General features: G+C 71.5%; 14 protein-coding genes and 1 pseudogene. 10 read left to right on the forward strand and 5 right to left on the reverse strand.

Translation table 11 applies throughout. The features are described 5' to 3' along the window. Both AB0C17_RS19100 and dnaA read right to left on the reverse strand, forming a co-directional pair. Positions 1-139 (reverse strand): annotated as a pseudogene (locus AB0C17_RS19100) (IS5/IS1182 family transposase); the annotation flags it as partial. 130 nt (positions 140-269) lie between these two features. Next, entirely contained in the window at positions 270-2,117 is a 1,848-nt protein-coding gene (dnaA, locus tag AB0C17_RS19105; RefSeq protein WP_357382158.1) for a chromosomal replication initiator protein DnaA, read from the reverse strand. A 575-nt stretch (positions 2,118-2,692) separates the two neighbouring features. On the opposite strand from dnaA, the gene rpmH reads away from it, so the two are divergent. The 6 genes from rpmH (at position 2,693) to rsmG (ending at position 6,489) form a co-directional block, all read left to right on the forward strand. Further along, positions 2,693-2,830, forward strand: a complete 138-nt coding sequence (gene rpmH / locus AB0C17_RS19110; RefSeq protein WP_091100492.1) for a 50S ribosomal protein L34 — start codon at positions 2,693-2,695, stop codon at positions 2,828-2,830. A 34-nt stretch (positions 2,831-2,864) separates the two neighbouring features. Beyond that, positions 2,865-3,278: a ribonuclease P protein component gene (rnpA, locus tag AB0C17_RS19115; RefSeq protein ID WP_357382155.1), complete on the forward strand. Its 414-nt coding sequence runs from the start codon at positions 2,865-2,867 to the stop codon at positions 3,276-3,278. A 44-nt stretch (positions 3,279-3,322) separates the two neighbouring features. After that, complete coding sequence (gene yidD / locus AB0C17_RS19120) at positions 3,323-3,562, forward strand: membrane protein insertion efficiency factor YidD (RefSeq protein WP_013477538.1); 240 nt, start codon at positions 3,323-3,325, stop codon at positions 3,560-3,562. Then, the gene (gene yidC, locus AB0C17_RS19125) at positions 3,563-4,567 is read left to right on the forward strand and encodes a membrane protein insertase YidC (RefSeq protein ID WP_357382153.1); all 1,005 of its coding nucleotides are present in this window, start codon (positions 3,563-3,565) and stop codon (positions 4,565-4,567) included. It begins immediately after the preceding gene. Between the two features lie 210 nt (positions 4,568-4,777). Then, positions 4,778-5,368, forward strand: coding sequence for a R3H domain-containing nucleic acid-binding protein (locus AB0C17_RS19130; RefSeq protein ID WP_357382151.1), 591 nt, complete (start codon positions 4,778-4,780; stop codon positions 5,366-5,368). A 341-nt stretch (positions 5,369-5,709) separates the two neighbouring features. Next, positions 5,710-6,489 (forward strand): 16S rRNA (guanine(527)-N(7))-methyltransferase RsmG, encoded by a 780-nt coding sequence (gene rsmG / locus AB0C17_RS19135; protein WP_357382307.1) that lies wholly within the window; start codon positions 5,710-5,712, stop codon positions 6,487-6,489. A 331-nt stretch (positions 6,490-6,820) separates the two neighbouring features. Here the strand turns inward: rsmG and AB0C17_RS19140 are convergent, their stop codons facing one another. Continuing rightward, positions 6,821-7,039 (reverse strand): hypothetical protein, encoded by a 219-nt coding sequence (locus AB0C17_RS19140; protein ID WP_357382319.1) that lies wholly within the window; start codon positions 7,037-7,039, stop codon positions 6,821-6,823. Here AB0C17_RS19140 and AB0C17_RS19145 point away from each other — a divergent pair. The 3 genes from AB0C17_RS19145 (at position 7,014) to AB0C17_RS19155 (ending at position 11,596) form a co-directional block, all read left to right on the forward strand. Further along, positions 7,014-8,069 carry a ParA family protein gene (locus AB0C17_RS19145; RefSeq protein WP_357470907.1) on the forward strand — a complete coding sequence of 352 codons (1,056 nt, stop codon included), beginning with the start codon at positions 7,014-7,016 and terminating at the stop codon, positions 8,067-8,069. The genes AB0C17_RS19140 and AB0C17_RS19145 overlap by 26 nt on opposite strands. 27 nt (positions 8,070-8,096) lie before the next feature. Beyond that, positions 8,097-9,143 carry a ParB/RepB/Spo0J family partition protein gene (locus tag AB0C17_RS19150; RefSeq protein WP_357479633.1) on the forward strand — a complete coding sequence of 349 codons (1,047 nt, stop codon included), beginning with the start codon at positions 8,097-8,099 and terminating at the stop codon, positions 9,141-9,143. A 1,583-nt stretch (positions 9,144-10,726) separates the two neighbouring features. Further along, a complete protein-coding gene (locus tag AB0C17_RS19155; protein ID WP_357382147.1) occupies positions 10,727-11,596 on the forward strand; it encodes a hypothetical protein in 870 nt (289 codons plus the stop codon). Positions 11,597-11,598: 2 nt separating this feature from the next. On the opposite strand, the gene AB0C17_RS19160 is transcribed toward AB0C17_RS19155, so the two are convergent. Together AB0C17_RS19160 and AB0C17_RS19165 are read right to left on the reverse strand one after the other, a co-directional pair. After that, positions 11,599-12,594: a D-alanine--D-alanine ligase gene (locus AB0C17_RS19160; protein ID WP_357382145.1), complete on the reverse strand. Its 996-nt coding sequence runs from the start codon at positions 12,592-12,594 to the stop codon at positions 11,599-11,601. A gap of 7 nt (positions 12,595-12,601) precedes the next feature. Then, positions 12,602-13,915 (reverse strand): PLP-dependent aminotransferase family protein, encoded by a 1,314-nt coding sequence (locus AB0C17_RS19165; protein WP_357382143.1) that lies wholly within the window; start codon positions 13,913-13,915, stop codon positions 12,602-12,604. A 281-nt stretch (positions 13,916-14,196) separates the two neighbouring features. Here AB0C17_RS19165 and AB0C17_RS19170 point away from each other — a divergent pair, with 281 nt between their 5' ends. Continuing rightward, entirely contained in the window at positions 14,197-14,862 is a 666-nt protein-coding gene (locus tag AB0C17_RS19170; RefSeq protein WP_357382141.1) for a GNAT family N-acetyltransferase, read from the forward strand. Position 14,863 lies beyond the last annotated feature (1 nt).

Genomic DNA, 14,863 nt, shown 5'->3' on the forward strand with positions numbered 1-14,863 from the left:
ACCGGATCCCATCGATGAGCTGCCGTTTCGTCCATGTCGACGGCCGGCCTGGCCTACGCCCCGCGGGCAGCAACGGCTCCAGCGCCGCCCACTGTACGTCGGTCAGGTCGTGCCGCCTCGTCACCGCTAGGGTGTCCACGAGGTCTCCGGTGTTCGGGTTCTGCTTGGTCGCTGAACCAGATACCGGAGACCTCGCTACATCTCGAACACCGACACGCCAAGATCCTCACCCAACAGCTCAAGCCCTCGCACGGACTTCGACACAGGCCCTAGGTGTTCTGCTTGATGCGGTTGGTCAGCTCGGCGATCTGGTTGTAGAGCGAGCGCCGCTCCGCCATCTGCTGACGGATCTTGCGGTCCGCGTGCATCACAGTGGTGTGGTCGCGGCCGCCGAACGCCTGCCCGATCCGGGGCAGCGACAGGTCGGTCAACTCGCGGCACAGGTACATGGCCACCTGACGCGCGTTGACCAGCACCCGGGAGCGGGAGTGGCCGCGCAGGTCCTCCAGGCTCACCCCGAAGTAGTCGGCCGTCGACACCATGATCTGGTCGGCGGTGATCTCCGGGCCGGCGCCGTCCGGGATGAAGTCCCGCAGCACCTCCTCGGCCAGCGACAGCTCGACCGAGGATCGGGTGAGGCTGGCGAAGGCGGTGACCCGGATCAGCGCCCCCTCCAGTTCGCGGATCGAGTTCGACACCCGGGACGCGATGAACTCCAGTACGTCCGGCGGGGCGTACAGCCGCTCCTGCGCCGCCTTCTTCTGCAGGATCGCGATCCGCGTCTCCAGGTCCGGCGGCTGGATGTCGGCGAGCAGGCCCCACTCGAACCGGGTACGCAGCCGGTCCTCCAGCGTCGCCAGTTGCTTCGGCGAGCGGTCGGACGTGATCACGATCTGCTTGTTGGCGTTGTGCAGCGTGTTGAAGGTGTGGAAGAACTCCTCCTGCGTCCGCTCCCGGTTCTCCAGGAACTGGATGTCGTCGATCAGGAGGATGTCCACGTCCCGGTAGCGGCGCTGGAACGCGCTCGTCTTGTCGTCGCGCAGCGAGTTGATGAAGTCGTTCGTGAACTCCTCGGTCGAGACGTACCGGACCGAGCGCGCGTTGCCGAGCGTCGTGGCGTAGTGCCCGATGGCGTGCAGCAGATGGGTCTTGCCCAGCCCGGAGCTGCCGTAGATGAACAGCGGGTTGTACGCCTTGGCCGGTGACTCGGCCACCGCCACGCTCGCGGCGTGCGCGAACCGGTTGGACGAGCCGATGACGAACGTCTCGAACATGTACTTCGGGTTGAGCCGGTTGCCGCCGCTCTCCGTACCGCCGGGGAGCCTGCGGTCGGCCTGGCCGCCACCCGGGCGGCGGTGGTCGGCGCCGCCCCGGCCGGGGCCGTTGTCGGTGGCGCCGTCGCGGGGCAGGCCGCGCATCGGCGCGGGGTCGGCGGCCGGGCTCTCCCGGTACCGGGGCTCGTATCCCCCGGCGTCGGGCACGTGCGGCTCGACCCGGGTGCGTTCGTCGAAGGCGCGGCGGTCGGGCGCGTTACGCACCGGTTCGCCGAACGCGGCGCCGAAAAGCGTGTCCTGCGCGTCGCGGCCGGCCGGGATCAGGTGCGGGCGGGAACCGTCGGCGGTCCGCTGGCGGGGTGCCGGCTCGTCCATCGGCTGCTCCGGCCGCGGCTCGCCGTACCCGGAATCGGAGTACCCCGGCTCGCCGTACCCGGATTCCGGGCGCCGAGACGGGAAGGGCGGGCCGGACGCCGGCGGGCCGGGCTGGTCGAAACCGGGCAGCGGGGCGGCGCCGTCGTGCTCGGGCAGCGGCTCCGGGTTGCTGCGGTAGACCGTGCCGGCCGGGCGGGCACCGGCGTCGTCGGCGACCCGTACGGTGACGGCCACCTGGATCGGCCGGCCGAGCCGCCGGCTCAACGCCTCGGTGATGGCCGGGCGGAGCCGGGACTCGATCACGTCCCGGGTGAAGGCGTCGGGCACCGAGAGCAGCGCGGTGTCCTCGACGATCGCCCGTAGCCGGGTGAGCCGGAGGTACGCCCGTTGTTGCGCGGAGATGATCTCGTCGGCGAGTTCGTCGGTGGTCGCCGTCCACACCGCGGCAAGGTCGGTCGCTCCGGTCACCGTCGTGCCACCCCCTCGCCTGCTCCTTCTCACGCCCGCCCGGACGGCTGACCGGTCGTCATCCACAAGTTATCCACAGCCTGTGTACCGACCGATTGTGGCCGCCCACCGGACGCGGGTCGGACCTGCCCCCCTCGATCCAGGGAGGCGTTGAAGCGGGTTCACCGTGCCGAACGATTCAACAGCGTGTCCGGTCTTGCCGATCGGCGACAAACCCCGGACCCCGACGCCGACCGCAATCGCGCACGCTAACAGCGCGGACCCCACAGCATCAACCGGCGACACCCTGACGACCTTGGCAACATCAGTGAAAACCGCCCCTTCGGCCGCGGTTGCGCGCAGGTCGGACGCCCGAGTGTGACGTTTGACGGTCATTGCGCCCCTGCGTAGGCTGGAGCGGCTGCTCTCTCGCCCTCTGCTAGGGTGATTGATGCTTGCTGTCCGTGGCTGTCACCCCGCATCGCCGGGGCGCGTGTCACGGCAGCGCCGATCGGAGGTCACCGACAGGTGATCTGGACCAGCACACGACCCCGGGCGATCCGCCGCGCGGGGCGTACGACAACGGAGAGCCTGACGTGAGCAAGCGCACCTACCAGCCGAACACCCGTCGGCGCGCGAAGACCCACGGCTTCCGGCTGCGCATGCGCACCCGTGCCGGCCGCGCCATCATCTCGACCCGTCGCTCCAAGGGCCGCGCGCGCCTGTCGGCCTGACGCCGACAGGTCCGGTCCGGGGACGTGGGCAGTCGTGCTGGCCGCCGCGCAACGACTGCGGCGCAGTAGCGACTTCGCCGCAGCGGTTCGCGGTGGCCGACGAGTCGGCCGTGGCGCCGTCGTGGTCCACCTGACCATCCCCGAGCCGATCGGCACCACAGCGACACTCTCGCCGGAGCCGGCGCGGAGCAACGGTGCGGAGACCTCCGCACCCAGCCGCGCCGGCTTCGTCGTGTCCAAGGCCGTCGGCGGCGCGGTGGTCCGTAACAAGGTCCGCCGTCGCCTGCGGCACCTGGTCCGCGAGCGGCTGGCCGAGCTGCCCGCCGGCACCACCCTGGTGGTACGCGCGCTGCCCGCTTCCGCCGACACGACGTACGCCCGGCTCGGGGCCGACCTGGACGCAGCCCTCGCCGCCGCGCGGTCCCCCCGGGGACGGCGGTCGCGGTGAACGGCCCGACGACGGCGACGCCGTCCCCCACAACCGGTGCCCGCATCCTGTTGGCGCCCATCATCGCGTACCGTCGGTGGATAAGTCCGGCTCTGCCGGCCCGCTGCCGGTTCTACCCGTCGTGCAGTGCCTACGCCGTGGAGGCGGTGTCTCGGCACGGTGCGCTGCGGGGCGCCTGGCTGACGGTCCGTCGGCTGTCGCGCTGCCATCCCTTCCACCCAGGTGGACACGACCCGGTCCCCGAGCCGGGCGACCGCCGCCGTTCCGACGTGACTGGAGCCTGAGTGTTTAGTCTCGACTGGATCTACTACGCGATCTCGTGGATCCTGCTGGCCTGGCACTCGGCTTGGGACGCCATCGGAGTGCCGGTCGGAACCGTGATCGGTACGAACTGGGCCTGGATCCTCGCCATCGTGTTCCTCGTGGTGACGGTCCGGGTGATCCTGTTCCCGGTCTTCGTCAAGCAGATCAAGTCGCAGCGTGCCATGCAGGCGCTCCAGCCGAAGGTGAAGGAGCTCCAGGAGAAGCACAAGGGGGACCGGGAGACGCTCCAGAAGGAGATGATGGAGCTCTACCGGAAGGAAAAGGCCAACCCGCTCATGGGCTGCCTTCCGATGTTCCTCCAGATCCCGGTCTTCCTGGGCCTGTTCCACACGCTGCGCCGCCTCACGCCCGACAACCAGGGCAAGACGCTGTACGGCTGGACCGTCGACCAGTTCAACAGCGCCTCCAACGCGACGCTGTTCACCGCGCCGATCTCCGGCAAGTTCGGCTCCACCGCCGAGGAGCTGAGCCGGCTGGGCGCGAGCACCGGCACGGTCAAGGTGGTCGCCGGCATCCTGGTGCTGATCATGATCGCCACCACCTACCTGACCAGCCGGCAGATGATCCTCAAGACCGGGTGGGCCGAGGACCCGCAGCAGCGCATGGTGCAGCGGCTGATGCTCTACGGCATCCCGCTGTCGCTGCTGATCTCGGGCGCGATCTTCCCGATCGGTGTGATCATCTACTGGGTCACGAACAACCTCTTCACGCTCGGCCAGCAGCAGTGGGTGCTGCGGAAGTTCCCGCCGCCGGTGACCGCCAAGAGCACCAGCGCCGCCAAGGGCACCGGCGCCGGCAAGGGCCCGGGGCAGCCGGCCAAGACCGGTGGCCTGTTCGGCCGCAAGGCGGCGCAGCCGCCGGCGAAGGCTCCGGCCGCGGCGCCGAAGGTCGCCGGCCCGAAGCCGGGCGCCAAGCCGACCAACCCGAAGAAGGGCGGCAACCGGCCCGCCAAGCGACAGGGCTGAGCCCACAGGGCCACCGTCGCGACGCCGACGGTGGCCCGTTCCGGCCGCGTGCTGCCATCCGAGGAGTCGGCGCCGGGCCGGAATCGCCGCGCGGAGCGCGGACACGGGCGAAACTGGCCCGTACAGACGTGCCCGAGGGCACCCGGCGAACCTCCCGCCGGCCCCGGGAGACCAGCGGACCCCCGACGGTCCGGCCGAGCGAGTACGGAGATGAGACCCGTGACCGAGACCAGCACCCCCAGCGCCGACCAGTCCCTGGACGAGGAGACCCCCGTTACCGCTGTCACCGAGGCCGACGACACCGCGGGCGAGGCCCGGGAGAAGAAGGCCCCGGCCGAGAGCGACCTGTTCCGGCAGAGCGAGATCGCCGCCGACTACGTCGAGGGTCTGCTGGACATCCTCGACTACGACGGCGACATCGACGAGCTGGTGTCCGGTGGCCGCCCGGTCGTCGAGGTGGTCGGCGGCCGGCTGCAGAACCTGGTCGGCCAGCGCGGCGCGACCCTTGAGGCGCTTCAGGAACTGGCCCGGCTGGCCGTGTTCCGCCAGACCGGCACGCCGAGCCGGCTGCTGCTCGACGTCGGCGGCTACCGGGCCGCCCGGCGCAAGGAGCTGGCCGCCGTGGCGAAGAACGCGGTGGAGAAGGTCAAGGAGCACGGTGAGCCGGTGCGCCTGGAGCCGATGTCCGCGTTCGAGCGCAAGTGCGTGCACGACGTGGTGAACGCGATGAGCGGGGTGGAGAGCGAGTCCGAGGGCGTCGAGCCCAACCGCCGCATCATCGTCCGGCCGGTGGCGGACTGAGGTCAGTGATCTCCGACGAGACGACGGCAGGAGCCGCGACCGGCCCGGGCGGTACGCCGCCCGGGCCGTCGGCTGTGCGCCCTGACCCCACTGTCGACCCGATCTTCTCCGACGACGACGGGCCGGCCGACCCGGCGTACCCCGGTAAGGCCGCGACCGACCCCGGCGAGCCCGCCTTCTCCGGCGAGCCGGCGGTGGTGGCGGGGATCGAGCCCGCCGATCCGGCGGTGGACGTGACGCCCGCCTTCTCCGGCGAGCAGCCGGTGGAGGCCACGCCCGCCGCTCCGGTCACGGAGGCCGACCCGGTCTTCGCGGAACCGCCGGAGGAGCCGCCGTCCTTAATGGACGGTTCAGGCGCACCCGACCCGGAGTCGAGCGCGCTGCCACCCGACCCGGCGTCGGCGACGCTCCCGCCGGAACTGGCGGAGGCCGCCCGCGCGCTGTTCGGTGACCGGCTCGACCTGGCCGCCTCGTATGCCGAACTGCTCGCCACCGACGGCGTGGTCCGCGGCCTGATCGGTCCCCGCGAGACGCCCCGGCTCTGGGAACGACACCTGCTCAACTGTGCGGTGGTGGCGGAACGGATCCCGGAGGGAGCCACAGTGATCGACGTCGGTTCCGGAGCCGGGCTGCCCGGCCTGGTGCTGGCGATCGCGCGTCCCGACCTCACGGTGACGCTTGTGGAGCCGCTGGCCCGGCGCACCGCCTTCCTGATCGAGGCGGTACAGCGCCTCGGCCTGACTCGGGACGTGCGTGTGTTCCGTGGGCGGGCCGAGGAGGCGGCGGCCGGCTCGCGTGACCGGGAACCGTTGAGCGCCGACATCGTGACGGCCCGCGCGGTGGCGCCGCTGGACCGGCTCGCCTCGTGGTGCCTGCCGCTCCTGGCGCCCGGAGGCCGGCTCGTGGCGCTCAAGGGCGCCTCGGCGGCCGACGAGATCACCGAGCACGCCGAGGCCGTGACCCGTCTCGGCGGCGGAACGCCGGAACTGCACAGGTGCGGTGCCGGCGTGATCGAACCCCCGGCGACTGTGGTCGAGGTGGTCCGGGAGCGCGTGGTCAACCCGCGCCGTCCCAAGAAGCCGAAGCGGTCCCGGGGCGGCCGCCGTCGCGGCGACCGCTGATCGGTACGCCATTCCGCACGCCCGGTCCGGTCGTTGGACCGGTGGGCGTGACGTGATCGATCACAACCCGACATGGACCCACCACGCCCGTCGGCCGTAGGCTGACCGCGCGTCGATAGTGTGGAAACGGCGGTGCCGGGCGGCACCCGAGCCCGACGGTTCCCGCCGAGCCGATGGCGCCGCGCGCGGCGCGGACGCGATTCGACGGGTGCGGACCGACCATCCGGAGCGGGTAGGGATGACAGGTGCATGACGACGGCAGGTACGACGATCCACGGTTGACCGGACCAGGAGGCCAGTCCTCCGCCGACCCCGTTTCACGTGAAACCAACTACCAGGAGTGGACGGTGAACGAGTCCGGCGAGCCGCCCTCCCCGCATCCGGTCCAGCCGTCGAAGCGACGGGAGTCACCGGTCGGCGGCGTGCGCCCGGTCTCGTCCGCGCCTGCCAACGTGCCGCCGGCCCGCGACCCGCTCGACCCGGCCGACGGCCCGGTGAACGCGCCGGCCCCGCGTCCGCCCGCAGTGCGGGCGAACGTCGCGGTACCCACCCGCTACGAACCCCAGCCGCCTGTCTCGGCCGTGCCGCACCAGGCCGCCCCCGAGGCCACCGTGGCACCGTCCGACACGCCACAGGCGGACGGGTACGGGGACCAGGTAGACGCCAGCACGTACGTTTCACGTGAAACCCCGACGCGCGAAGAGGATGATCCACCGTTGGCTATGGAGGCGATGCGCGCCGTGCAGATCCTGAATCCCAGTGGCGAGGTCACCATGCCGCGCCCCGACCGGACCCGGGTGATGTGCGTCGCCAACCAGAAGGGCGGCGTCGGTAAGACGACCACCACAGTGAACCTCGCAGTGGCGCTCGCGCTGCACGGCAACCGGGTGCTCGTGGTCGACCTTGACCCGCAGGGCAACGCCTCCACCGGTCTGAACGTGCCGCACCACACAGGCGTGCCCGACGTGTACGACTGCCTGATCGACAGCGTGCCGCTCGAAGAGGTGGCGCAGGCTGTCGAGGGCATCCCCAACCTGTGGTGCGTGCCGGCCACCATCGACCTGGCCGGTGCCGAGATCGAGCTGGTCTCGGTGGTGGCCCGGGAGTCGCGTCTGGCGCGGGCCATCGCCGCATACCCGGGGCACTTCGACTACGTCTTCATAGACTGTCCGCCGTCGCTCGGCCTGCTCACTGTCAACGCCCTCGTGGCCGCGCAGGAGGTGCTGATTCCGATCCAGTGCGAGTACTACGCGCTGGAGGGCCTCAACCAGCTGATCAACAACATCAACCTGGTACGCCAGCACCTCAACCCGCAGCTCGAGGTCTCCACGATCCTGCTCACCATGTACGACAGGCGTACGCGGCTGGCCGACGCGGTGGAGCAGGACGTCCGGAACCACTTCGGGGACAAGGTGCTCCAGGCCGTCATCCCCCGCAACGTGCGTGTCTCCGAGGCACCGAGCTACGGCCAGTCGGTGATGACCTACGATCCCGGTTCGCGGGGGGCCACGAGTTACTTCGAGGCCGCCCAGGAGATCGCGGAGCGAGGCGTCAAGGAGCCGGTGAGCCGGAATGCGTAGTGCGGAGATGTCGCTGGGAGGCATCGTATGAAGAACCGTCCCCGCGGCGGGCTGGGCCGAGGGCTCGGCGCCCTCATCCCCACCGGCCCGGTACCGGGCACCGAACCGGCTGCCGTCGAGCCGGAGCCGCCGGCCGGCGCCGCGTCTCCGTCGGCCCCGGCCCCGGTTGCCGGCGCGACCGCTGCCATCACCGGTGGCGTCGGAAGCGCCCCGCCTCCGCCGGCCGAGCCCGAGTCTCATCTGAGCCCGGTACCCGGCGCCCGCTTCGCGGAGATCCCGGTCGACTCGATCGTGCCGAACCCGAAGCAGCCCCGGCACGTCTTCGACGAGGAGGCACTGGAGGAGCTGAAGACCTCGATCCAGGAGGTCGGCTTCCTCCAGCCGATCGTGGTTCGCCAGCTCGACCCCGAGAAGTTCGAACTCGTGATGGGTGAGCGGCGCTGGCGTGCCGCCCAGGCGGTAGGCCGGGAGACCATCCCCGCCATCGTCCGGGACACCAAGGACGACGCGATGCTCCGCGACGCGCTGCTGGAGAACATCCACCGCGCGAACCTCAACCCGCTCGAAGAGGCGGCGGCGTACCAGCAACTGCTGGAGGAGTTCGGCGCCACGCACGAGGAACTGGCCCGGCGGATCGGCCGTAGCCGCCCGCAGATCTCCAACACCATCCGGCTGATGAACCTGCCGCCCGCCGTGCAGCGCCGGGTCGCCGCCGGCGTTCTCTCCGCCGGCCACGCCCGGGCCTTGCTCAGCCTGGACAACGCGGAGGCACAGGAGGCGCTGGCGGAGCGGATCGTCCGCGAGGGCATCACCGTACGCGGCGCCGAGGAACTCGTGCACCTGGCGCTCGCCGAGGAACCGGCGAAGTCGGCCGCGGCCAAGCGCCGGCCGAAGCCGCACGCCCCAGCCCTCACCGATCTGGCGGACCGGCTCTCCGACCGGTTCGACACCCGGGTGAAGGTCGACATCGGCCGCAGCAAGGGCAAGATCACGATTGAGTTCGCCACCGTTGACGACCTGGAGCGGATCGTCGGGATCATCGGCATGGGCGAGGAGGGGCAGCCCGAGGCGTAGCCCGACTTCCCCGGCTGTTGATCCGGCCGCACCGCCCGACGAGGCGGTGCGGCCGGATCTGTTACGGGGCCTGCTTGCTCTGCTGGCCGAGGCGTCGAAGTTTGGGCTCTCGCCAGCCCGTGAGCGGTCGCCGAGTCTCCCGCCCCTGCCGCCGTTTCACGTGAAACGGGGAGCCGTGGTCGAGCGATGCTTCGGTCGCCAGCCCTGAGTTCTGGCGACTGGCGACTGGCGACTGGCGTCAGGCGATGGCGGCGGCGGGGGCGTCAGGCGGCAGCTGGCAGCTGGCAAGCGTCAGGTGTCAGATGTCAGGCGGGCGGACGATTTGGCCTCTAGGCAAAGGCGAAGTACCGAGCGAGGAGCGGCCAGTCCAGCGGCGGAGATCGGCGGGCCAGAGCCTGAGGGGCGGAGCGTCCGTGGCGCGTCGAACGATGGGGCGCGGCGAGCGGAGCCCTGAAGCATGAGCCACGAGAGCGCCAGATCATGGAGTACGAGGCTTGAAGGGCGAGCCTTGAGGCGCGAACCGTGGCCGTGGACTCCTCAACCGGAGTGCCCGGCCCTGGCGTGAGAAGGTCCGACGGCTGTAGTCCGGATCAGTGCGCTCGCGTGGGGCAGCCCGATCTCACACATGCCGCCCTCGTACGAGCGACGCTCGACAGGCCGTGGCGAGCCGGACCACCGGGAGCGTGGCGGCGAAAACGAGCCCACCGGCATCCTGGTGAACCGACACCGCCGGCCTGGCCGCCCCATGCGCCGGTGCCACCCGGTGGACGGAGGGCGGACACTTCGGGGTTCGGCCCAGGAGAGCCGAGGCCGCAAGGCCGGTCCGCGCCGGTGCGGATCCGGCGGCGCGTCGCCGCCTTCGCCATGCGCGGACGTACATCAGAGCAGTGTCCGACGGTCCGAGCGATCGAGCCGGCGTGGATGAGACGGCTGAAGATTCGGCACCGGGTCGTCGCGCTGCCGAAACGACATCCGGCCCGAGTGGCTCATCCGCTCAGGGCAGTGGCTGACGAGGGCGAGCCGTTTCACGTGAAACAGCAGCCGCGTCGGCTTCGGTGAGGCCGGCCAACGATGACACGCGGGCTGGCGGCATGGCTGCAAGCCGTATCAGCCCAAGCCTCCATCCCGCCGACGCCGATGTGGCCCCGGTCGACGAGTGACCGTCTCGGCCGCTTCAGGAGCCGCCTCGCGATAGCTCGGTAGCCCGGCCCTCGACGAGAAGGAAGCAGCCCGGGCACGGCCGAGTCTGGGACAGCCGACAGCCGACAGCCGCCGAGCAAGAGGCGAATCACGGCCACCGCGCGTTTCACGTGAAACGAACACGAGGAGCCACCGCGACCCGGTGCGGATCCGTCGCCGGATCGTTTGAAGAACGGGCCCGGAGTCATCCCCGGTTATCCACAGCCGTTGTCCACAGGCCCGCTTCGTTTCACGTGAAACGAAGCGATGAAACCCTTGCTGAGCAGTGCATGACGCGCTGTGCTGGTGATCTCGGCAGCCTGTGGACAACGCGGTGGACAACCTGTGTGCGGCCAGCGGAACGGGTAGGGACAGGCGTCGCCAACTCGGTTAGGGTCAGCGTCGTGCCGGACACCCCTCCCTCAGTTCCCGACTTCACCCAGTGGCCGTCGTTCCCCTTCGAGGGCGATCTCCGCGTCAAGCAGCTCGACGAGCCCGTACCGTTCGAACCTCCCCGCCGTGGCGAGGCGGACCGGGAGTGCACCGCCTGCAACGCGCCCGACGAGGCGTACATCTGGGTCGGTGAGCGGTGGCGCGTACGCGCCATGGACCGGCCCACCGGCCTGCCGATGGTCCTGATCCTGGAGTCCCGCTCCCACCTGGATCTGGGCGACCTGCCGAATTTGCTCGCCGCCGAGCTGGGCGTGATGACCGTGCGCCTGGAGCGGGCCGTGCGCTCGCTCGACGGGGTGGCCCGGGTTCACGTGAACCGGTGGGGCGACGGGTCGGCGCACCTGCACCTGTGGTTCCTGGCCCGGCCGTACGGGCGACTGCAACTGCGGGGCACGTTCCTGTCGCTGTGGGACTCGATCCTGCCGCCGATCTCCGAGGAGCAGTGGCGGGAGAACCTGGCGATGGTGGCCGCGTGGCTCGCCGAGTTCGGTGGCCGTCCGTTGGCCGAGCCGCCGCGCATCCATTGGCAGGCACCGTCGACTCTCTCCCCGACCTCCCCAGCCAACACTCCTGAGGAGCCCGAGGAGGAGACCGTGTCGGTGATCGAGGCAGCGGACGAGATTCCGGAGTCCGACGCGGCAGCGGACCTCTCAGACCCCTCGGCGGGCCCGTCGGAGCCCGACCCGGAGTCGCAGGACGGTCCGGAGCCGGACGCCGCCCAGGATGCCAAGCCGAACACCGCCCCGGACGGCGAAGACGCGGACGACCGGGAGAACACGCCGGACGACCGGCCGGGCCGGGCGCGTACCCCGGAGAGCTGAGCTCAGCGCCGGCGGGCGGCGGCCCGGGTCACGAGCGTGCCCAGGACCCGGCCGAAGTCCAGCCCGGCCGCCTGGATCGCCAGCGGCAGGAGCGACGTCTCGGTCATGCCCGGCGAGACGTTCACCTCCAGCACGTGCGGCTCGCCCTCGGCATCGACGATCAGGTCGACCCGGGACAGGTCGCGCAGGCCGAGCGCGGTGTGTGCGGCGAGCGCCACCTCGGTCACCCGGGCGGTGGTCGCGGCGTCGAGCCGGGCGGGCGCGTGCCAGGTCGTGCGCCCGGCGGTGTAGCGGGCCGCGTAGTCGTAGACGCCGTTGCGCGGCACGATCTCGACCGGGGGCAGGGCCTGCGGGCCCTCGCCGAGGTCGAGCACGGAGACGGCCACGTCCATTCCGGGGACGTAGCGCTCCACGAGCGCCGTCTGGTCGTACGCGAAACAACCCACCATCGCGGCCGGCAGCGACGCCGCCTCCCGGACCACGGCGGCGCCCAGTCCGGAACCGCCCTGCGCGGGCTTGACCATCAGCGGCAGCCCGAGTCGCTCGACGATCCGGTCCAGGACGGCCACCGCGCCCAGCTCGGAGAAGCGGTCGTGCGGCAGCGCCACCCAGTCGGGGGTGGGGATGCCCGCCTCGCGCAGCACCGCCTTCGCCGACGGCTTGTCCCAGGCGAGCCGGGACGAGCGGGCGTCGCAGCCGACGTAGGGCGCGTCAAAGAGGTCGAGTACGCCGCGCAGGGAGCCGTCCTCGCCGGTGGCGCCGTGCAGGGCGATCACCACCGCGTCCGGCGGGTCGGCGGTCAGGGCGGGCAGCAGCGCCACGTCGGCGTCGCGCAGTTCCGCCTGCACGCCCACCGCGCGCAGCGCGTCGAGGACCCGGCGGCCGGAGCGCAGCGAGACGTCCCGCTCGTAGGAGAGGCCACCCGCGAGCACGAGCACGTGCAGCTCGTCGACGGCGGATCCGGTCACGGGAGAGGGTGCGGCGGTGCTGTCGGACATGCGGGCATCATGCCAAGTCGGGGCCGGGCGCGTCCGAGCCGCCCTGGCGACGGCGGGGGCCGGCGGTGCCGACCGCGCCGAAGACCTTGCGCATGGCGATCTCCTGCTCCATCACCCCGGCGAGCCGTCGGACGCCCTCGCGGATCCGCTCCGGCGTCGGGAAGGAGAAGTTGAGCCGCATGTTGCCGGTGCCGGTGCCGTCAGCGTAGAAGCCGGTCCCCGGCACGTAGGCGACGCGGGCGGCCACGGCGCGCGGCATCATCGCCTTGGCGTCGAGGCCGTCGGGCAGCGTCGCCCAGACGAACAGGCCGCCCTGCGGCCTGGTCCAGGTGGTGCCCTCCGGCATGAGGTCGGCCATCGCGTCGAGCAGCGCGTCCCGGCGCTCGCGGTAGACCTCGCGGTAGACCTTGAGCTGCTGCCGCCAGGGCATGGTGCCGAGGTACGTCGAGACGGCCGCCTGCGCGTAGGCACTCGGGCAGAGGATCTGCGCCTCGCTGGCGATGACCAGCTTGTCGCGGACCGCGTGCGGCGCCAGGATCCAGCCCACCCGCAGGCCCGGCGCGAACGTCTTGGAGAACGTGCTCAGGTAGAAGACGCCGTCGCGGCGGCGGGCCCGCAGCGGGGCGGGCGCCTCACCCTCGAAACCGAGCTGACCGTACGGGTCGTCCTCCACCACGAGCAGTCCGGCGCGTTCGCAGATGTCGAGCACCCGTTCGCGCCGTTCCTCGCTCAGCGTTACACCGGCGGGGTTCTGGTAGGTGGGGATCGTGTAGAGGAACTTCACCCGCCGCCCGGCGCGGGCCAGGTCGGCGATGGCCGTCTCCAGCGCCTCCGGGATGAGCCCCTCGTCGTCCATCGGCACGTGGGCCACCTGGGCCTGGGCGGCCTGGAACACCCCGAGCGCGCCGACGTACGTCGGGCCCTCGGCGAGCACCACGTCACCCGGGTCCAGGAAGAGGCGGGCCACCAGGTCGAGGGCCTGCTGGCCGCCGACAGTGACCACCACGTCCTCCGGTGAGGCGCCGCAGGAGGCGTCGATCCCGGACAGCGACATCACCTCGCAGATCCGCTCGCGCAGTTCGAGGGTGCCCTGGCCGATGCCGTACTGGAGGGTGGTGGAGCCGTGCTCGGAGCCGAGCCGGCCGAGCATCTCGCCGACCGCGTCCAGCGGCAGCGCCGCGATGTAGGGGGCCCCACCGGCGAGCGAGACGACCTCCGGCCGGCTGGCCACCGCGAAGAGTGCCCGGATCTCCGAGGCGGTCATCCCACGGACACGCCGGGCGTACCGGTCGGTGTAGTCGTCGAGCGTCGTGCCGGTCATGGACATCACCTCGATCGGGTGTCGGCGGGGCTGCCGCCCGGTGTGGTACCCGCGATGCCGACATCCATTGGCGGCGGGGGCCGTTTGTCGATCGTAGTCCCCGGTGACGGCAGCGGCACCGGCCGTGTGGACACGTCCACATCCCGGACCGTCGATCGGCCGTCCGGGTGGGCGTTCGCGCGTTCCCTCCCGTCCCGCCGGACAGACGCGTACGATCGCTCGTCGGGAGTAGGAGGGCGCGGGACTCACCGGCGCTCCGAGCCTAGTGGTGGGGTGCGCTCATGTCGCGACGTCTGGTCAGCCTGACCCTGGACACGCTGGAGGACCTGCCTCGATCCTGCCGGCAGTGCGTCTACTGGGAGCTGGATCCGGTCTCCGCCGAGCGGGCCTGCGCCGCGGGCGACCCGGGCCTGGAGAAGGAGGCGTGGGTCTCCCAGACGCTGCTGGAGTGGGGCTCCTGCGGCAAGCTCGTCTACGTCGACGGCATGCCGGCCGGTTTCGTCATGTACGCCCCGCCCGCGTACGTTCCGCGCTCGATGGCGTTTCCCACCTCGCCGGTCTCGGCGGACGCGGCGCTGCTGATGACGGCGCACGTGGTGCCCGCCTTCGCCGACGGCGGCCTGGGCCGGATGCTGGTGCAGGGCGTGGCCCGCGACCTGACCAAGCGCGGCATCAAGGCGATCGAGGCGTTCGGCGACGCCAAGTTCGGCGACGACGCGGACGACCCGGCCCGCGCCTGTGTGGCACCCGCCGACTTCTTCCTCTCGGTGGGCTTCAAGACGGTCCGGCCGCACCCGCGCTACCCCCGCCTGCGGCTGGAGTTGCGTACGGCGCTGAGCTGGAAGTCGGACGTCGAGTACGCGCTGGAGAAGCTGCTCGGCTCGATGAGCCCGGAGACGCTGCTGCGGCCGGTGCGCCCGGCACCCGCCACCCGCTCCACCGGCTGAG

It is taken from the genome of Micromonospora sp. NPDC048887, assembly GCF_040649715.1.
Lineage (GTDB): Bacteria > Actinomycetota > Actinomycetes > Mycobacteriales > Micromonosporaceae > Micromonospora.

Coding starts and splice junctions, on each gene's coding strand:
- AB0C17_RS19130 (WP_357382151.1), top strand. CDS start 4,778: ATGAGACCCGTGACCGAGACCAGCACCCCCAGCGCCGACCAGTCCCTG.
- rsmG (WP_357382307.1), top strand. CDS start 5,710: ATGGACGGTTCAGGCGCACCCGACCCGGAGTCGAGCGCGCTGCCACCC.
- AB0C17_RS19150 (WP_357479633.1), top strand. CDS start 8,097: ATGAAGAACCGTCCCCGCGGCGGGCTGGGCCGAGGGCTCGGCGCCCTC.
- AB0C17_RS19160 (WP_357382145.1), bottom strand. CDS start 12,594: ATGTCCGACAGCACCGCCGCACCCTCTCCCGTGACCGGATCCGCCGTC.
- AB0C17_RS19165 (WP_357382143.1), bottom strand. CDS start 13,915: ATGACCGGCACGACGCTCGACGACTACACCGACCGGTACGCCCGGCGT.
- AB0C17_RS19170 (WP_357382141.1), top strand. CDS start 14,197: ATGTCGCGACGTCTGGTCAGCCTGACCCTGGACACGCTGGAGGACCTG.